Raw genomic sequence first — 18,210 nt, forward strand, 5'->3', positions numbered from 1 at the left:
GAATGAACCGTCGAGTAATCGCCATCGTCGTGGCGCTCGCCCTGGCCGTCCTGGGGGGCGCGCTGGTCATCACGTACGCGCGAAACGCGGACGCCCGTGCCATCGCCGGCGAGTCACCCGCTCCGGTGTGGGTGGCTCAGGGACCGATCCGCTCCGGCACCAGCCTCAAGGACGCCCAGCGCACCGGGCTTATCGCACAGACCGCCGTCAGCGCCAAGGCCCTGCCGGTCGGGGCGCTCCAGGAGATCAATGCGGACAACAACTCGCTGCTGGCCCTGTCCGACATCGCCCCGGGGGAGTTCCTGCTCGCCGCACGCTTCGGCACGACTCTTCCGGGCGTCAAGGCCATCGACATTCCCAGCGGGATGCTTGCTGTCTCCTTCAGCCTTTCGGAGGCGGCCCGCGTCGGGAAGTTCGTCACCCCCGGGTCGCACATCGCGCTCTTCCAGACCTACACGATCAAGGATCTGACCGATACGCCAGAAGCGAAGGTCATCAACGCGAACGGCGTGAAGGGAACCAGCCTGCTGGTGCCCGACGTGCTCGTCATCGCCATGGGCGACGCGCCGCTTTCGGGCCAAGCGGCCCAGCCGCCCGTCGAAGGCCAGCCGGTGACCGCCGCGGGAGCCAGCGGCGGCTACCTGATCACCGTTGCCGTCAAGCCGGCCGATGTTGCTTCTCTCATCCACGCCATCAAGAACCGTGACCTCTACGCAGCGCTCCGTGGGTCTGACGTCAAGCTCGACCCGTCCAACGAGGTCACGGACCTTCAGCTACGAGACGCGGTGACCAAGCCATGACCATCCTCTGGGACTTCGACCCTGCTGCCCTCGACACCTACCGCTTCGCCCTCGGGGGTGACGTCCTTCCTCTCGACTCGGCGCCGCGCGTGAGCCGCGCGCTCGAGGAGGACCGGAACCAGGCGCTCGTCGTCATCGGTCCCGACATCAATCTCGACCAGGCCTGTGAGCTGGCCGAGCGCGAGCGCGTCGACCGGCCCGAGCTCGGTGTCATCCTGCTTCGCCACCGGCTCGATGTGACCGCGCTCGCGCAGGCGCTGCGTAGCGGAGTGCGTGAGGTGGTCCAGGCCGATGACCAGAACGCCCTTGCCGATGCGGTCCGCCGGTCGCTGTCGCTGACGCAGCAGCTCACCGGGCACGGCACCCAGGTCGGCAGCCGCGACGGCAAGATCATCACGGTCTTCAGCGCGAAGGGAGGGGTCGGCAAGACGACGATGTCGACCAATCTCGCCGTCTACCTCGCGTCGGTCGGCGCGAAGACGCTCCTCGTCGACCTCGACCTCATGTTCGGCGACGTCGCCATCAGCTTGCAGCTGCAGCCCCATGGCACGGTGCGCGACGTCGTCGCGATGAGCGGTCATCTCGACGACCAGGGCGTGCAGTCAGTCGTCACGCGTCACGAGCCGAGTGGACTCGACGTCATCGCCGCGCCGCCGGACCCGGCCGATGCCGAGCGTGTCCCGTCGCACGTCGTCATCGAGCTGCTCCGCGTCGCCAGGGGCCAGTACGACTACGTCATCGTCGACACGCCGCCGTCGTTCACCGAGCACGTGCTCGCTGCCTTCGACGTCAGCGACCTCACCGTGCTCATCGCGACGCTCGACATTCCTGCGGTGAAGAACCTCCGCATTGCGATCAACACTCTCGATACGCTCGGTGCCTCGAAGGAGGCGCGGACCATCGTGCTCAACCGCTCCGACGCGAAGGTGGGGCTCAAGCCCGACGACGTCGAGACGGCCCTCAAGGCCGAGATCTCGGCGAACGTTCCCAACAGCCTGACGGTTCCGGCCTCGGTGAACCGCGGTGTCGCACTGGTCCTTGACGACCCGCGCAACCCGGTCTCGCTCGCCATCCGCGACCTCGCTGACCAAGAAATCCGCCGCCGCTTCGGTGAAGACCTCCAGAACGGTGCCAAGCGTGGCTTCAGCCTGTTCGGAGGCAAGCGATGAGCAACCTGGCCGAGCGCCTCGACCGGGTCCGTCAGGCAGGCCAGCTCAGCGAGCCCGCATCTGCCAACCAGGCCCAGGCCCAGGCTCGCGCCGCGAACGGTGAGCCTGCTCGACGCCGTGGAGTGGACCCGTTCGCCGATGTCAAGGAACGCGTCCACCAGGCGCTCGTGGGCTCATTGGGGCCGCGGCTCTACGACCCGAATCTCAGTGAGAGCGAACTCGCCACGCAGGTTCGCACCACGCTGCAGCAGGTCATCGACTCGGAGCAGACCCCGCTGTCGCACGCCGACCGCACCCGTATCGCGCAGGACGTCTCCGACGACATCCTCGGCCACGGACCCCTGGAGCCCTATCTGCGTGACACCGAGGTCTCGGAGATCATGGTCAACGGTCCGGAGGACATCTACATCGAGCGTTCGGGCAAGATCTTCCCCGTCGACGCGAGGTTCTCCGACGAGTCCCACCTGCGGCGCACCATCGACAAGATCGTCGGTCGCGTCGGACGTCGCGTCGACGAGTCGAGCCCGATGGTTGACGCCCGCCTCCCTGACGGCTCGCGCGTCAACGCCGTCGTGCCACCGATCGCGCTCGACGGCTCGATGCTGACGATCCGAAAGTTCTCGGCGGATCCATTCACCGCCGCGGACCTGATCTCCTTCGGCACCTTCACGCCCAACGTCCGCGACTTCCTCGACGCCTGTGTCAAGGGTCGCCGCAACATCATCATCAGCGGCGGCACCGGCTCGGGCAAGACGACGACGCTCAACGTGATCAGCTCCTTCCTGCCACACGACGAGCGCATCGTCACCATCGAGGACGCAGCCGAGCTCCAGCTGCAGCAGCAACACGTCCTGCGGCTCGAGGCACGACCCGCCAATATCGAGGGCCGCGGCCTGGTGTCCATTCGTGAGCTGGTCAAGAACTGCCTGCGTATGCGACCCGACCGCATCATCGTCGGTGAGATCCGTGACGGCGCAGCCCTCGACATGCTGCAGGCCATGAACACCGGCCACGACGGCTCGATTACGACCGTGCACGCCAACACGCCGCGAGACAGCCTCGCCCGTCTCGAGACGATGGTCCTCATGGCGGGAGTGGACCTGCCCGTGCGAGCCATCCGCGAGCAGGTCTCGGGCGCCGTCGACCTCATCGTGCAGCAGTCACGCCTCAAGGACGGCTCGCGTCGCATCGTCGCGATCTCCGAGGTCGTCGGCATGGAGTCCGACGTCATCACCCTCCAGGACATCTTCACGTTCGACTATGGCGCCGGTCGTGACGAGCACGGTCGGTTCCTCGGTGGGCTGAAGCCCACCGGCATCCGGCCCAAGTTCACATCCGACCTCGCAGACGTCGGCGTCGAGCTTCCGGTCTCCCTCTTCGCGCGGTCGATGGCATGAGCCTCAGCGCCCGACGCCTCCTCAGCGGGCTGGCCGCCTTCGTGGCCGGTCTCGTCGTGCTGCAGCCAGGCGTGGCGCAGGCGGCCGACCCGGTGACCGTCGGACTGAGCAGCGTGAGGGCCAGTTCAACAGGCGGGAGTTCCGCTCTCTCCGGCGTCATCACGATCAACAGCAAGAGTGATGCGCGCATCCAATCGGGCGGTCTGACGGTGAAGGTCGACGGCGCCACCTTCCCCGTGTCGCTCCGGCAGCCGCAGAAGGTCGAACGGCAGGCGATGCTGGTCATCGACACCAGCGGGTCGATGGGCGCCCAAGGCATGAACACCGTCCGCAGTGCGTCCGCCACCTACCTCAAGACGGTCCCGGCCGACGTCAAGGTCGGGGTCGCCGCGTTCGCCAGCACCGCCGGGGTCGACCTCAAGCCGACGCTCAACCGAGCCGCGGCGCAGCGCGTCATCAACGGTCTTGCCGCCCGTGGCGACACCAGTCTGTATGCCGGTATGCAGAGCGCCGCCACGGCGCTCGGAGCGACCGGCGACCGCAGCATCGTTCTGCTCAGTGACGGCGCCGATACGGTCGCGACGGATAAGGCGAAGGCCCAGCGCGACGCCATCACGAAGGTCAAAGCCGGCGACATTCGCGTCGACGTCGTGAGGTTCAAGTCGAACGAGCCCGACGCCACCGCTGCCCTTCAAGCGTTCGCCCGAGCCAACGGCGGTTCAGTGGTGTCCGCCGACGATGCTGCCGGTGTCTCCGCTGCTTTCGCGTCCTCGGCCCGCGCGCTCAACCGTCAGGTGCAGTTCACGGTCACCATTCCCAAGCCGCTCTGGGGAATGCACCGCTACGACGTGGCAGGGGCGGCGGGCACAACGCGCTTTACGTTCAGCCGACAGATCAGCTTCACAGCGGCGACCCTCCCTCAGGCACCGGCTGCACCAGCGGCCCCGCCGCAGCAGCAGGGCCAGGCATCGGCCGTTGGGCTCGGCGCCGCCATCACCGACTCGACGCCGTTGATGGCGGCGGGGCTGTTGGCGCTCGCCCTCTTCGTCGTGCTGTCCACCACCCTAATGCCGAGCCTGGACACCAAGCGGGAGCGTCGCCTCGCCTCGATCGACGCGTACGTCGGCGGAGACATCACGACCCTGTCGCGCAAGGACATGAAGGCGGCACAGAGCACCATCACGGCACAGCTTCTCGACATGGGCGACCGGGTCATGAAGGACCGCAAGTCGACGAGCAAGACGATGGCCCTCATCGAACGAGCGGACCTGCCGTTCCGGGCTGGCGAGTGGCTCGTGCTCCGGATCGTCGCTGTGATCGTCGGCGCCGCACTCGGACTCGTCTTCGGTGGCGAGACCAAGCTCTTCGGAGTGGTCCTCGGGTCCCTGCTCGGACTCGTCGCCATGCCGGCCTTTCTCCGGATCTCGGCCGCACGTCGGGCCAGCAAGTTCGAGGCGCAGCTGCCCCAGATCCTGCTGCTCGTGTCCACCAGCCTGCGCAGTGGTTTCGGGCTCCCACAGGCACTCGAGGCCGTCGCCCGTGACGCCGCCGAGCCGGCTGGAAAGGAGTTCAGCAGGGCCTTGGCGGAGACGCGCATCGGGACCGACATCAGCGATTCGTTGGAGCGTGTCGGACATCGCATGGAGAGCAAGTCGATGCATTGGACGGTCATGGCCATTCGCATCCAGCGCGAGGTCGGTGGCAACCTCGCCGAGACGCTGAACACCACCGCCGGCACGCTGCGTGAGCGGGAGGCCCTCTTCCGGCAGGTGAGGACGCTCTCCGCCGAGGGACGACTGTCGGCGTACATCCTCATCGCTCTGCCGATCTTCCTGTTCTTCTACATGATGCGCGCGAACTACGAGTACGTCGCCCTGCTGTGGACGACCACGCCGGGCATCTTCATGAGCATCTTCGGCCTCGTCTCCCTCGGCATCGGCATCGTGTGGATGCGCAAAGTCGTGCAGATCGAGGTGTGAGATGACGCTGAGCTACGTGTATATCGGTGCGGTCCTGGTGGGTCTGGGTCTGCTTATCGCAGTGCTGAGCATCAGGTTCAGCCCGGGCGAGCCCCGCGGCGTCGCAAAGTCGCTGATGCTCATCGAGAACACCGTCGATCGTCGCAGCGTCGTCACGACGGAGCTCGCCGCGAAGGACCGCCTCGTCGCACCGATCCTCGACCGGACCAAAGGCCTCGCCCGGGCGCTGTCGCCGGCCGGCACTGACGAGCGCTACACCGCGATGCTGGATCAGGCAGGCAACCCCGCCGGATGGACAGTCGAGCGCTTCCTCGGCGTCAAGGGCGCGGCCCTTCTCGTCGGAGTGGTTCTCGGCGCCTTCTACGGTCAGTTCCAGGCTGTGAGCATCGCCTACGGCCTGGGGGGCGGGGTTGCCCTCTTCTTCCTCCCGGACCTGCTGCTCAAGAACGTCGCCCTGCGCCGCCAGGAGGAGACGAGCAAGGGCCTCGCCGATGCCCTCGACATGCTGAGCGTGTGCGTGGAGGCAGGCCAGGGCTTCGACGCGGCTTTGCTCCAGGTGGCCCGCAACATCGAAGGCCCGATCTCGGGCGAGTTCGCGCGCGTACTCTCCGAGATCCAGATCGGCAAGTCGCGCGGGGAAGCGTTCTCGTCGATGGGCAACCGGGTCACCCTGGCCGAGGTGAAGAACTTCGTCAGTGCGATCGTCCAGGCCGACCGACTCGGGCTGCCGATCGCGGGCGTGCTGCGCGAGCAGACCGCGAACATGCGCCTCGTGCGACGTCAGAAGGCAGAGGAGCAGGCGCAGAAGGTGACGATCAAGATCCTCTTCCCGCTCATGTTCTGCATCCTGCCCGCACTGTTCATCGTCATCATCGGCCCGGGTGGCATCCGGATGATGCAGTCCCTCTGACCGACGAGATTGCCGTGGCTGTCGCAACTCAGGCGAAGGAGCTTGGCCGCGTCGGCAAAGATCGCCTGTCGCCGGGCGACCGCATCGGCTGGGTGCTGCCCTCGTGCATCCTGGTGCTCTTCACCCTGAAGCCGCTCGGCCCGGTCAAGGACCCGGATGCCTTCTGGCACATCGTTGCGGGCGAGCACCTGTGGCAGACAGGCCGGTTCGTGCTCACGGACCCGTTCGGCGCCGCCACCGAGAAGACGTGGATCCTCAACCAGTGGCTGCCCGAGGTCCTGATGCACCGCGTGTACGCGCTGGCGGGGCCGCCGGGCGTGGCCTGGCTGCTCTGCTTGGGGTCCGCACTGGTCGGTCTTGCGGTCCTCGCCTCCTGTCGGCGCCGTGCTTCGGCCCTGGTGACGGCGCTGGTCGCCGCCGTGGTGTTCGTCGCCATGGCCGGAAGCCTTTCGCCGCGTCCCCAGCTCGTCACCTTCGCGCTCACCGCAGTCGCGACGAGCGCTTGGTTGCAGACCCGCCGGGACCTGCGGGTGCGCTGGTGGCTGGTGCCCATGACGTGGGTCTGGGCCTGCGCTCACGGGATGTGGTTCCTCGGACCCGTCGTCGGTGTGGGCGTCGTCATGGGTCTCCTCGCCGAGCGGCGCATCGACACGAGGACTGCTGCCCGGCTCGGCCTCGTGCCGCTGTTCTCGGTCGTCGTGGCGGGGCTCACGCCCGTCGGCCCACGCCTGTTCACGTCTCCGTTCCAGGTCGGGGGCGTGACCTCCATGATCAGCGAGTGGCAGCCGCCGGGGCTCGGCGATCCCGGCGTGCTGGCGGCACTGGCGCTCGTCGTCCTCGTCGTCGTCGACCAAGCCAGGCGCGTCGCCAAGGAGTGGACCACGGTGCTCCTGACGCTGTTCGCGCTGGTACTCGCGCTGTCTTGGGCGCGCACCATCGCCATCGCCGCTGTCATCCTGGCCCCTCTTGCAGCTGTGGCGCTGCAGCGGTTGACCCGGCAGGGTCAGGTGGCGGCACCGCCTCGACGCGAGGCTTGGGCTGTCGGGCTGGCCGGCGCGGCTGCCCTGGGCGCGTCCGCCGTGCTCGCCTCCGCTGTCGCCGCTGCTCCCGGAATCGGGCCCAACGCGCTGGACACTGCGCTGTCGCGCATCCCGGCGGGCGCGGTGGTCTGCAACGACCAAGTGGACGGGGGCTGGCTCATGCTCGAGCACCCGGGACTCAAGCCGACGATGGACACCCGCGTCGAGCTTTACACTGTCGAGCACATCCAGCACTATCTGGCCTTCGTCGCCGCGGGTGAGCGGTGGCAAAGCTATCCCGACGAGGTCGGGTGCACGTATGCCGTTCTCCCGAGTGCCGCGAGCGTGACACCTCGCCTCGTGGCCGAGCAGCGCTGGGCGGTCGTCGACCGAGCCGGTGGCTACGAATTGCTGAAGCGCTGACGGATGCAGCCCGAACGCCATGTCGAGCAAGAGGCCGAGCGGATGTCAAGTACGACGAAGCTCTCTGCCGCAGAGAGCTTCTCGGTACTCGAGGTCGGACCAGGGGTCGGGGCTGGGGCTTCCCGGTCGCTCGCTGACGTCGGCCGCGCCGCCCTCTGGATCGCCCTGCCGCCTGCCCTCTGGATCCTCGTCGGCAGCAGGATCTCCACGTTCGGCATGGATTCGGCGCACGCGTACTGGAACGTCTGGCGCGTCGGGCCGTACACGCTCCCGCCAGGTTCACCCGACGCGTTCAACTACACACCGGCCTTCGCCCACCTGATCTATCCCCTCGCGCTCCTGCCCTGGCCGGTGTTCCTCACCGTGTGGACGACGCTGCTCCTCGCCGCCCTCGTCTGGCTCCTCTGGCCGCTTGCGCCGCGTTGGAGATGGCTCGCGCTCGCGTACGTTACTCCGCCGGCCCTGCTCATCGGCAACATCGAGGCCTTGCTGGCGATCGCAGCGGTGGTCGGTCTGAGGCACCCGACCGCCTGGGCCTTCCCGCTGCTGACCAAGGTGACTCCCGGGCTGGGCCCCGTGTGGTTCGCCGTGCGTCGAGAGTGGCGTCAGTGCCTCTCGACGGCCGCTGCAACCGTCGCTCTCGTCGTGGTGTCGGCGGCCCTCGCACCGTCGCTGTGGAGCGAGTGGTGGCAGTTCCTGGCCGACGCACCGACCCCACCGACCCAGCACGGATACCCGGCCTTGTGGCTGCGGTGTCTCGTCGCGTTAGCCGTTGTCGTCTGGGGGGCGCTCAAGGGCCGTCGAGGTGCCATCGCGGTCGCGATGGCCATGGCGATGCCCTTGTGGTCGAGCGGGGTGCTCATAGTCCTGGCCGCGCTTCCGCGTCTGACGCAAAGGTTCCCGGCCCCCGCAGGGGAGTGAACCCGGCTGTATACCAATCCGCCCATATGCCCCACGAACTGTCGGGCCAGCAGCGATGATCGCCCGGTGATGAGCGACACGAAGGGCGCCGAGACTGCGGCCGAGATGGGCTCGGACGCCCATCACGTGCGAGCGACGCAAGACGCGGACGTCGCGCCGCGACGGGGTCCGCTCCCGCTCGTCGTGGCCCAAGCGCTGCCTGGTCTGGTCGTACTCGTCGCCGTCGTGGAGGTCGCACGTCCCATCGGCGACCCCGACACGTTCTGGCACCTTGCAGCGGGTGACCGGCTCTGCGACTCCTGGACCTTCAACGGGCCCGATCCGTGGAGCACGATGTCGACCCAGCCATGGCGTCTGCACGAGTGGCTTCCGGAGCTGCTCATGAGCGTTGTGCAACAGATGCTCGGGCTCCCCGGCGTCGCATGGCTGCTTCCCCTCGGTGGTTCGGCGATCGGCCTGGCGCTCTGGCGGGCCACACGCGCGCGCGCGTCGCTGCTCGCCTCCGCAGCCGTGACATCCGTCGCCTTCCTCGCGATGAGCCAGAGCCTGTCTCTGCGCCCCCATCTGCTCACCTTCGCGTTCGGTGCGGCATTCACGTCGGCCTGGTTGCGGTCCGCCGCAGACGGGCGTCCCCGGTGGTGGCTCATCCCGGTCACCTGGCTGTGGGCCTGCTCCCATGGCATGTGGTTCATGGGCGTCGCCATCGGGGTGGTCGCCCTGACCGGCATCGCACTCGACCGCTCAGTGAGCCGGCGACAGTGGTTGCGGCTCTCCCTCGTGCCGCTCGGCTCCTTGGCGGCCGCGGCCGTGACGCCGACCGGACCGGAGCTGCTCCTGTCTCCACTCGCCGTCAACGAGACGACCAACTTCATCGAGGAGTGGCGGCCGCCCTCGCTGCACCAGCCCGGCTTCCTCGCCTTTCTCGTTCTCGCCGCCAGCGTCCTGCTCGTGTGGGCACGTTCGCGCCGCCCAGCCCGGTGGACGGATGTCGGGCTCGTCGGACTGTCAATCGGGCTGGCCTTGCTCTACAGCCGGACCGTCGCCCTCGGAGCCGCCGTCATCGCGCCGATCACCGCCGCTGCGATCCAAGAGCTGCTGCCGAGTGACCGGGAGCCCACGACCCGCCGAGAGACCATGCTCACGCTCGGCCTCACGGCAGTCGGCTTGACCATCGCGGCACTCCTCCTGCCGGCGAGGGCCGCGGCTCCCGCATGGGGTGCGACGGACCTCAACAGCAGCTTGGATGCACTTCCCCAGAACACCGTGGTCTGCAACGACTATGGCCTTGGCGGCTGGCTCATCTGGCGCCATCCGAACCTCCGTCCGACCATCGACGGGCGCGTCGAGGTGTACTCCGCCGAGCATGTGAAGGCGCATGTCGACTTCGAGAGAGCCGCGCCGGGATGGCGGACGTATCTCGAGAGCACGATGTGCCCGTATGTCCTGCTCTCGAACGGGCAACCGGCCGTCGATGCCCTGGTCCGGCAAGCCGGTTGGACGGTCGAGCAGCGCGGCTCGGAATACGTGCTGCTCCACGAGCCACGCTGACCCGCGGTAGCCGGCTGAGGTGCCGCACCTGACCGTGTGGCACGCTTTGGCTGCGCCGTTTTGTCCGTTGTGCAGTGAAATGTGCGATTCTGAATCGCGTTCGCCTGCAAGGGTTTTCGCGTTCTTCGGATGATTCGTCCGCGTTCGTGCACGCTTGGCCCATGTCATGGGTGACAAGCGTCGGAGGCCTGGCCGTGCACGAACGGCTCGCGCACCGCGACAACGCCCTGAACGCGGTTCGTCTCCTCCTCGCGGGGTTCGTCGTGGTGGACCACTCCTTCAAGGCCGCGACGGGGGAGTCCGGTCCGTGCCCCTATCTCGGCGCATTCGCCGTCGACGCGTTCTTCGCGATCTCGGGATACCTCATCGCGGGCAGCCGGACGAGGATGGGCCTGCGACCGTTCCTGTGGCGGCGAGCGCTGCGGCTGCTGCCCGGCTACTGGACCGTCCTGCTGTTCACCGCCTTGCTGGTGGCACCGATCTCGACGACGATCACGCGGTCCGGCTACGACTGGACGAGCGCGGCCGGCTATGTCGTCCACAACGCGCTCCTGGTCACCACGCAGATGGGGATCGCCGGAACGCCCTCAGGTGTCGTCTACCACGGTCTGTGGAACGTGTCCGTCTGGAGCCTGCTGTACGAGGCGGCCGCGTATGTCGTGTTCGGCGGGCTCATCGGCATGGCATGGTTCCGTGCCCGAGCGGCCGTGTCGGTGTGCGCACTTCTCCTCGTCGGCGTCGTCGTGTAGTTCGGCGCGGGTGCCGGCCCGGACTCGCTCCGGGACCTGACGAGACTGTGGTCCTTCTTCGCGGCCGGTGTGCTGCTGTGGTTCGTCCGCAGCGAGCTGCCGGACGGTCGGTGGGCAGCGGTCACGGCTGGTGCGGTCGTGACGATTGCGCTCCGGCTCGACGACGCCTGGTACCTGGGGCTGACACCGTTCCCACTGGCCTTCCTTCTGCTGTGGCTCGGCGCCCGAGTGCCCGTGCGCCTCGGTGCGCGGAACGACATCTCCTACGGCGTCTACCTCTTCGCCTTCCCCTTGCAGCAGCTCATGGCTGTCGCTCAGGTCCCGCGCGCCGTCGGGTCCTTCTGGTTCGCGGTGCTGTCGATCGCGGTCACGATCCCCGTGGCGTGGGCGTCGTGGCTCCTCGTCGAGAAGCCCTCCATGCGGCTTCGGCGTCTCGTACCAACGAGGCCACGTTCCGCCGGGCCACCGCTGCTGTGGCCGCGGCCGGCGTCGCGAACCCTTTGAGCCAGTAGATGGCTCCGAGGCTCGGTTCAGATCGGCGGCACAACGCACTGCGGGCGCACCGGAAGAGAGTGCGCCCGCAGGAAGCCGGACACGACGGGACCGGCGAGGTCGAGAACGATCAGCCGGCGCTGACGGAGTCGAGGTCGGTGACCTTGGACTCGAGAGCCTCGAGCAGGTCGGCCAGCTCGGCGCGCCGCTCGGCCGTGACGTCGAGCTCGCCCTCGGGAGCGATGTCCTGGGTGAAGACGAGGCCGGTCGAGCCGACGACGTCGGCCTTGACGTGCTGGAGCACCTTGGTCAGGTCGGCAGTGGCGTCGGAGGCACCGGTCCAGCCGTAGCCGACGAGCGCGATCGGCTTGCTGTCCCACTCGGCGAAGAGGTAGTCGATGGCGTTCTTGATCGGCGCCGGGAAGCTGCGGTTGTACTGCGGCGTCACGACCACGATCGCATCGGACTCGAAGACCTTTGAGGCCCAGTCCTTCGTGTGCGGCTTGGCGTAGTTGCCGTTCTTCGGCATGTCCTCCTCGTCGAAGAAGGGCAGCGTCGACAGGTCGAGCAGCTCGACCTCCCAGGCGTCGGCAGGAGCCTGTGCGGCGACCCACTCGGCGACCTTCGGGCCGATGCGGCCGGGACGGGTGCTGGAGACGATGATGCGCAACTGGTTCACACTTCAACCAACTATCACGAAAATCCAGGCACTCGAGGACCGGCCGTGCTCGGCGTGTGGCCTCTGTCACACCCGGATTTCGTATGCCGTCCGCGTCCGGCCCTGTCAGGGCCGCGACCCCTTGCGGTGGCCTCCACTGCGACCGCCGCGGCGCCCCTCGTCGAGCACCAGCTCGATGAGCTGGCCCGAGATCCGCGTGCCACGGAGCCGCTCCCAGGCGCCGTCGGGCAGGGTCGCGGGCAGCTCGACGAGTGAGTGGTCGGCGCGGATGTCGATGTGCCCGAAGTCGGCTCGTCCGAGGCCGCCCTCGTTGGCGATGGCACCGACGATCTGACGGGGCTCGACGTGCTGTCGCCGGCCGACGGAGATCCGGTACGTGGCGAGCGGCCCACCCGAGCCCCCGCGGCCGCGGTCACGCCGGTCGCCCCGCCGGTCGTCGCGTCCGCGCCCACCGGAGCGGTCGTCACGCCGGTCGTCACGACGATCCCCGCGCTGCCGATCGTCGCGGTCGAAGCTGCGACGGGCCGGACGCTCGGGCTCGGGCTCGAGCAGCATCGGCTCGTCGCCCTGCAGCACGACAGCCAGGGCGGCGGCCACGTCGGCCTCGGGCACGTTGTGCTCGTTGACGTAGTGCGCGATGACGTCGCGGAAGAACTCGACGCGGTCTCCCGCGAGGGCCTCGGTGATGGCGTCGTCGAACCGCGTGAGGCGCGTCGCGTTGATGTCGTCGACCGTCGGCATCGACATCTGCACGAGTGACTGCCGCGTCGCCTTCTCGATCGCCTTGAGCAGGTGGCGTTCCCGCGGCGTGACGAACGAGATCGCGTCGCCGCTGCGTCCGGCACGCCCGGTGCGGCCGATGCGGTGGACGTAGGACTCGGTGTCGGTGGGGATGTCGTAGTTGACGACGTGGCTGATGCGCTCGACGTCGAGCCCGCGGGCGGCGACGTCGGTGGCCACGAGGATGTCGAGCTTGCCGGACTTCAGCTGCTCGACGGTGCGCTCGCGCTGCGCCTGGGCGACGTCACCGTTGATCGCCATCGCCGAGAATCCGCGCGCCCGAAGCTTTTCCGCGAGCGTCTCGGTCTCGTTCTTCGTGCGGACGAAGACGATCATGCCCTCGAAGTTCTCGACCTCGAGGATGCGCGTCAGGGCGTCGACCTTCTGCGGGTAGCTGACCGTCAGGTAGCGCTGCGTGATGTTGGGCGAGGTGGTCGTCTTCGTCTCGACGGTGATCTCGACGGGGTCGGTGAGGTACTTCTTGGAGATGCGGCGGATCTGTGCCGGCATCGTCGCCGAGAACAACGCGACGTGCTTGTCGTCGGGGGTGTCGGCGAGGATCGTCTCGACGTCCTCGGCGAAGCCCATCTTCAGCATCTCGTCGGCCTCGTCGAGCACGAGGAAGCGCAGCTGGCTGAGGTCGAGCGTCCCCTTGTCGAGGTGGTCCATGATGCGTCCGGGCGTGCCGACGACGACGTGCACACCGCGGCGCAGCGCACTCAGCTGCACGCCGTACGCCTGGCCGCCGTAGACAGGGAGCACGTGCACGCCGGGGAGGCGGGCGGCATACCTCTCGAAGGCCTCGCAGACCTGCAGCGCCAGCTCGCGCGTGGGCGCGAGCACGAGCGCCTGGGGAGCCTTCTGCCGGAGGTCGAGCTGGCTGAGGATCGGCAGCGCGAAGGCGGCCGTCTTGCCGGTGCCGGTCTGCGCGAGACCGACGACGTGGCGGCCCTGGAGCAGCGCCGGGATGGTCGCCGCCTGGATCGGCGACGGGTGCTCGTAGCCGACGTCGCGCAGGCCCTTGAGCACGCGCTCGTCGAGTCCGAGGTCGGCGAACGTCACCTGCTCGGGCTGGTCGGGCTCGTCACGCTGCTCTGGTTCCGTCCCTCGTTCGCTCACCCCCCGACGGTAGTGCGTCGGGGCGGGTGAGCGACACGGGCGGGGGTCCGATCGACCGTCCGCGTATGCCGTCGATCCCCTTGCGTATGCCGTCTGCGTCCCGATCCTGTCGGCTCAGTGCTCGGCCACCCACCTCTCGAGCGCCTCGACGCGGGCGGCGAGGCCCGTGACGAGATGCTCGACGAGGCGGGCCTCGAGCTCTGATGGGGGAGCCGTCGGAGGGACCGTCAGGTCGGGTGCCGCTGATGGCGGGACCCCCACGTCGGTCGCGCTGATGCCGAGCCCGCGACGGACCAGGGTGCGCGCCAGGGTCGAGGGGCCGACGCCCATCTCGATGGCCCGTGCGGTCAGTGCCTCGAGCTCCTCGTTCGTGAGGCGGACGGAGAGGACTTTCGTGCGGTCGCCTCGCAGGGTGTCGGGAACTGGGCTGGAGGGAGCGCCGGCGCGGCGCTTGCTCGTGGGCATGGGGCTCCTCGGCGCGTGTGACGAAGTCATGCGTTGTCAGTGGTCGACTCTACAGTGAAGGCATGAGCGCAGCAGCCGCGATCGAGCCGAAGAGCCTGGTCGAGGTGCTGCGCTCGATGGCCGAGACGCTGCGCGACCTGACCCGCGAGTTCCCCACGTGGTCGCTGCCCGAGGCCGAGGTCGGGGCGGTCATCGGCCAGGCGCAGCAGGTGCGGCAGCTGAGCCACTCGCTGACAGCCGTGCTGGCGCGCGAGGCCGACTCGCGTGGACTCGGCTCCGACGACGGGCTCTCGCGCACCGACTGGCTGCGCAGCCAGGCCGACGGTGCTCTCGACGGGCCCGAGGCGGCCGCCGTCACGCGCGTCGGGTCGGCCATGAACGAGCCGCGTTGGGCCCGCCTCGCCGAGCGGGTGGCGGCTTCGGAGGTGCCGGTCGCGCACGCCGCCGCCATCGTCCGTCTCCACGACGACGTGGCGCGCATCGCCGACCCCGACCACCTCGCCGCGATCATCGACACCATGGTCGAGGAGTGCCACGTCCTCGGCCGGCGCGAGCTGGCCCGCCTCGTCGCCCACGCCCGCGCCACGCTCAAGCCACCGGCTGAGTTCGAGTCGGAGGAGGCCGGGCTGCGGCTCGGGCGCTCTTTCCGCAGGGTCCGCTCGTGCGCGGGCTTCTCGGTGTTCGAGCTGCGCCTCGACCCGGAGGGTGCCGCGATCGTCGAGTCGGCCGTCGACGCCCTGTCGGCGCCGCGTCCCGACCTCTGCCTCAACGGCGGCGTCGGTGAGGTCGACCCGCGCACACCGGCCACGCGGCGGGCTGATGCGCTCCTCGAGATCGTCGGCCGGGGAGTGGCTGCGCCCGAAGGGGTAACCCGTTCGCCGCGCACCACCCTCGCCGTCACGATGAGCCTCGAGGCGTTGTTGGAGCGGGTGCGTGGCGCCGGCCTGCTCGACACCGACGCCGCGCTGTCCGCGTCAGCCGTGCGCCGCCTCGCCTGCGAGGCGGGCATCGTTCCCATGGTCCTCGGGGCGCGGTCCGAGGTGCTCGACCTCGGCTACACGCAACGACTGTTCACACCCGCCCAGCGACGGGCGCTGGCCGTCCGCGACGGTGGCTGCTCGTTCCCCGACTGCACCATTCCGCCCCAGTGGTGCGACGCCCACCACGTCGTGCACTGGCTGTTCGGCGGCCGCACCGACCTGCTCAACGGCGCTCTCCTCTGCGGGCGCCACCACACGGTCGTCCACCAGCGGGGCCTCACGGCCACCGTCACGGCGACCGGCGTCACGTGGCACCTGTAGCGACCTCGCCCCGCACCCCGGTCAGTGCGGCCGGGGCCTGAGGCGCGCCCGGGGCCCGAGGCGTGCCTGGTGTCTCGGCGCACCCCATGTCTGGGGGCGCCACGCGTCCGGGGCGCGCCGGGCGACGAACTGCTGCGCGCGGGTCGGTGGAGCCGGGCCACGAGCAACGCCCGCCCCACCGACGAGGGTGGGGCGGGCGGCATACGTGCTCGGGCGGGTCGACGGCGACCCGGGAGGTCACTCCTTCGACATGCCCGTCTTGATGAGGTCCATGACCGAGCTGTCGGCGAGCGTCGTCACGTCGCCGACCTCGCGCCCCTCGGCGACGTCGCGCAGCAGGCGGCGCATGATCTTGCCGGAGCGCGTCTTCGGCAGCTCGCTCACGATCATGATCGAGCGCGGCTTCGCGATCGGGCCGATCTCCTTGGCCACGTGGTTGCGCAGCTCCTGCACGAGGTCCTTGCCCTCGCCGGGCTCGTCGGCCTCCTCGACGGCCTCCTGGCGCAGGATCACGAACGCGCACACGGCCTGGCCGGTCGTCTCGTCGTTGGCGCCGACGACCGCGGCCTCGGCCACCTTCGGGTGCGACACGAGGGCCGACTCGATCTCGGCTGTCGACAGGCGGTGACCCGACACGTTCATGACGTCGTCGACGCGGCCGAGCAGCCAGATGTTGCCGTCGGCGTCGTACTTCGCGCCGTCACCGGCGAAGTAGTACTTCTCGCCGAACCGCGACCAGTACGTCTCCTTGTAGCGCTCCGGGTCGCCCCAGATGCCGCGGAGCATCGACGGCCACGGCTTGGTCAGCACGAGGTAGCCGACCTGCTCGGGCGTGGTGAACGGCTTGCCCTCGTCGTCGAGGATCTCGGCGCTGATGCCGGGGATCGGCTTCTGCGCCGAGCCGGGCTCGAGGGTGGTGACGCCCGGGAGCGGGCTGATCATGATGGCGCCGGTCTCGGTCTGCCACCACGTGTCGACGATCGGGGCGCGGCCGCCGCCGATGTGCTTGTGGTACCAGAGCCAGGCCTCGGGGTTGATCGGCTCGCCGACCGACCCGAGCAGCCGCAGCGAGCTCATGTCGAACTTCGCCGGGATGTCGGCACCCCACTTCATGAAGGTGCGCACCGCGGTCGGGGCGGTGTAGAGGATCGTCACCTTGTAGTCCTGGACGATCTCCCACCAGCGGCCCTGGTGCGGGGTGTCGGGGGTGCCCTCGTACATCACCTGCGTGACCCCGTTGGTGAGCGGGCCGTAGACGATGTACGAGTGGCCGGTGACCCAGCCGATGTCGGCCGTGCACCAGTAGACGTCGGTGTCGCGGTGCACGTCGTGCACGACAGCGTTCGTGTAGGCCGTCTGGGTCAGGTAGCCACCGGTCGTGTGGAAGATGCCCTTCGGCTTTCCGGTCGTGCCGGAGGTGTAGAGGATGAAGAGCGGGTGCTCGGCCTCGAACGCGTGCGCCTCGTGGGTCGGAGCGGCCTTCTCGAGAGCCTCGTGCCACCAGAGGTCGCGGTCGTTCCAGGCGGTGTCCTGCCCGGTGCGCTTGACGACGAGGACCTTCTCGACCGAGGTGTCGCCGTGGTCGAGCGCGGCGTCCACGGCCGGCTTCAGGGCCGAAGGGGCGCCGCGCCGGTAGCCGCCGTCGGCCGTGATGACGACCTTCGCCTTGGCGTCGTCGATGCGCGAGTGCAATGCCTCCGCGGAGAAGCCGCCGAAGACGACCGAGTGCGGGGCTCCGATCCGGGTGCACGCGAGCATCGCGACGGCCGCCTCGGGGATCATCGGCAGGTAGATCGCTACCGTGTCGCCCTTGCCCACGCCGAGGTCGGCGAGGGCGTTCGCGGCGCGCTGCACCTCGGCGTGCAGGTCGGCGTACGTGATGTCTCGGGTGTCGCCCTCGGGCTCGCCGACGAAGTGGATCGCGACCTTGTCGCCGCGACCGGCCTCGACGTGCCGGTCGACGGCATTGACGCACGCGTTGAGCTCGCCGTCGGCGAACCACTTCGCGAAGGGCGGGTTGCTCCAGTCGAGCGACTGGGTGAAGGGCGTGCTCCACGTCAGGTAGGTGCGGGCCTGCTCGGCCCAGAAGCCCTCGTGGTCGGCGGCGGCCTTGTCGTAGAGGTCGGCCGTACCGTTCGCCTGGGCGGCGAAGTCGGGCTGGGGCGGGAACGTCAGCCCCTCGTGGACGAGGTTCTCGAGCGTCTCTTCGCTCACGGTGTCACCCTTTCGCATCGACGATGAAGCGGTCGCACCGGACCAGCGCTCGCGGCTGGCGGCATCTGCGACAACTCAAACGCAGGCTAGTTCGCCCATCAAGAGCCGAGTGAGGCAGGTCTCACCCCTACCGGTCAGTAGCCAGCCGAACGGTCACGGTCCGCGGGTGAGCGGTCACCCCAAGGTTCACCGGAGGTTCGGCCGCAGGCCTTCCGCTCAGTACGAACCGGGACGAATGTGGACGA

Annotated in this window: 15 protein-coding genes; 11 read left to right on the forward strand and 4 right to left on the reverse strand. The window is 68.9% G+C overall.

What is annotated here, in order from left to right:
- Positions 1–29 precede the first annotated feature (29 nt).
- From cpaB to ACYVNR_RS14730, 10 genes are all read left to right on the forward strand, one after another.
- Positions 30–800 (forward strand): Flp pilus assembly protein CpaB, encoded by a 771-nt coding sequence (gene cpaB, locus ACYVNR_RS14685; protein ID WP_461048891.1) that lies wholly within the window; start codon positions 30–32, stop codon positions 798–800.
- Positions 797–1,969 (forward strand): AAA family ATPase, encoded by a 1,173-nt coding sequence (locus ACYVNR_RS14690; protein ID WP_461048893.1) that lies wholly within the window; start codon positions 797–799, stop codon positions 1,967–1,969. The genes cpaB and ACYVNR_RS14690 overlap by 4 nt, the downstream gene beginning before the upstream one ends.
- Positions 1,966–3,366: a CpaF family protein gene (locus tag ACYVNR_RS14695; RefSeq protein ID WP_461048895.1), complete on the forward strand. Its 1,401-nt coding sequence runs from the start codon at positions 1,966–1,968 to the stop codon at positions 3,364–3,366. The genes ACYVNR_RS14690 and ACYVNR_RS14695 overlap by 4 nt, the downstream gene beginning before the upstream one ends.
- A gap of 71 nt (positions 3,367–3,437) precedes the next feature.
- Complete coding sequence (locus tag ACYVNR_RS14700) at positions 3,438–5,345, forward strand: type II secretion system F family protein (protein ID WP_461048897.1); 1,908 nt, start codon at positions 3,438–3,440, stop codon at positions 5,343–5,345.
- Between the two features lies 1 nt (position 5,346).
- Positions 5,347–6,255, forward strand: coding sequence for a type II secretion system F family protein (locus ACYVNR_RS14705; RefSeq protein ID WP_461048899.1), 909 nt, complete (start codon positions 5,347–5,349; stop codon positions 6,253–6,255).
- Between the two features lie 14 nt (positions 6,256–6,269).
- The gene (locus ACYVNR_RS14710; protein WP_461048901.1) at positions 6,270–7,697 is read left to right on the forward strand and encodes a hypothetical protein; all 1,428 of its coding nucleotides are present in this window, start codon (positions 6,270–6,272) and stop codon (positions 7,695–7,697) included.
- A gap of 42 nt (positions 7,698–7,739) precedes the next feature.
- Positions 7,740–8,618, forward strand: coding sequence for a glycosyltransferase 87 family protein (locus ACYVNR_RS14715; protein ID WP_461048903.1), 879 nt, complete (start codon positions 7,740–7,742; stop codon positions 8,616–8,618).
- Positions 8,619–8,687: 69 nt separating this feature from the next.
- Positions 8,688–10,166, forward strand: coding sequence for a hypothetical protein (locus ACYVNR_RS14720; RefSeq protein WP_461048905.1), 1,479 nt, complete (start codon positions 8,688–8,690; stop codon positions 10,164–10,166).
- A 161-nt stretch (positions 10,167–10,327) separates the two neighbouring features.
- The gene (locus ACYVNR_RS14725) at positions 10,328–10,915 is read left to right on the forward strand and encodes an acyltransferase family protein (protein ID WP_461048907.1); all 588 of its coding nucleotides are present in this window, start codon (positions 10,328–10,330) and stop codon (positions 10,913–10,915) included.
- Positions 10,916–11,053: 138 nt separating this feature from the next.
- Positions 11,054–11,419 carry an acyltransferase family protein gene (locus tag ACYVNR_RS14730; protein ID WP_461048909.1) on the forward strand — a complete coding sequence of 122 codons (366 nt, stop codon included), beginning with the start codon at positions 11,054–11,056 and terminating at the stop codon, positions 11,417–11,419.
- A 118-nt stretch (positions 11,420–11,537) separates the two neighbouring features.
- Here the strand turns inward: ACYVNR_RS14730 and ACYVNR_RS14735 are convergent, their stop codons facing one another.
- From ACYVNR_RS14735 to ACYVNR_RS14745, 3 genes are all read right to left on the reverse strand, one after another.
- On the reverse strand, positions 11,538–12,086 hold the full coding sequence (locus tag ACYVNR_RS14735; RefSeq protein ID WP_461048911.1) for an NADPH-dependent FMN reductase: 549 nt from the start codon (positions 12,084–12,086) through the stop codon (positions 11,538–11,540).
- A 105-nt stretch (positions 12,087–12,191) separates the two neighbouring features.
- On the reverse strand, positions 12,192–13,985 hold the full coding sequence (locus ACYVNR_RS14740) for a DEAD/DEAH box helicase (protein ID WP_461048913.1): 1,794 nt from the start codon (positions 13,983–13,985) through the stop codon (positions 12,192–12,194).
- Positions 13,986–14,099: 114 nt separating this feature from the next.
- The gene (locus ACYVNR_RS14745) at positions 14,100–14,450 is read right to left on the reverse strand and encodes a hypothetical protein (protein WP_461048915.1); all 351 of its coding nucleotides are present in this window, start codon (positions 14,448–14,450) and stop codon (positions 14,100–14,102) included.
- Between the two features lie 62 nt (positions 14,451–14,512).
- Between ACYVNR_RS14745 and ACYVNR_RS14750 the strand changes: the two genes are divergently transcribed.
- The gene (locus tag ACYVNR_RS14750; protein WP_461048917.1) at positions 14,513–15,751 is read left to right on the forward strand and encodes an HNH endonuclease signature motif containing protein; all 1,239 of its coding nucleotides are present in this window, start codon (positions 14,513–14,515) and stop codon (positions 15,749–15,751) included.
- Between the two features lie 237 nt (positions 15,752–15,988).
- On the opposite strand, the gene acs is transcribed toward ACYVNR_RS14750, so the two are convergent.
- Positions 15,989–17,983, reverse strand: coding sequence for an acetate--CoA ligase (gene acs, locus ACYVNR_RS14755; protein ID WP_461048919.1), 1,995 nt, complete (start codon positions 17,981–17,983; stop codon positions 15,989–15,991).
- Between the last annotated feature and the right edge of the window lie 227 nt (positions 17,984–18,210).

The organism is Terrabacter koreensis (assembly GCF_054783315.1).

What these genes read in the sequence shown, in the direction of transcription:
- ACYVNR_RS14715 (WP_461048903.1), top strand. Translation starts at nt 7,740, where the DNA reads ATGTCAAGTACGACGAAGCTCTCTGCCGCAGAGAGCTTCTCGGTACTC.
- ACYVNR_RS14720 (WP_461048905.1), top strand. Translation starts at nt 8,688, where the DNA reads ATGAGCGACACGAAGGGCGCCGAGACTGCGGCCGAGATGGGCTCGGAC.
- acs (WP_461048919.1), bottom strand. Translation starts at nt 17,983, where the DNA reads ATGCGAAAGGGTGACACCGTGAGCGAAGAGACGCTCGAGAACCTCGTC.
- ACYVNR_RS14750 (WP_461048917.1), top strand. Translation starts at nt 14,513, where the DNA reads ATGAGCGCAGCAGCCGCGATCGAGCCGAAGAGCCTGGTCGAGGTGCTG.
- ACYVNR_RS14695 (WP_461048895.1), top strand. Translation starts at nt 1,966, where the DNA reads ATGAGCAACCTGGCCGAGCGCCTCGACCGGGTCCGTCAGGCAGGCCAG.
- ACYVNR_RS14705 (WP_461048899.1), top strand. Translation starts at nt 5,347, where the DNA reads ATGACGCTGAGCTACGTGTATATCGGTGCGGTCCTGGTGGGTCTGGGT.
- ACYVNR_RS14725 (WP_461048907.1), top strand. Translation starts at nt 10,328, where the DNA reads ATGTCATGGGTGACAAGCGTCGGAGGCCTGGCCGTGCACGAACGGCTC.
- ACYVNR_RS14690 (WP_461048893.1), top strand. Translation starts at nt 797, where the DNA reads ATGACCATCCTCTGGGACTTCGACCCTGCTGCCCTCGACACCTACCGC.
- ACYVNR_RS14745 (WP_461048915.1), bottom strand. Translation starts at nt 14,450, where the DNA reads ATGCCCACGAGCAAGCGCCGCGCCGGCGCTCCCTCCAGCCCAGTTCCC.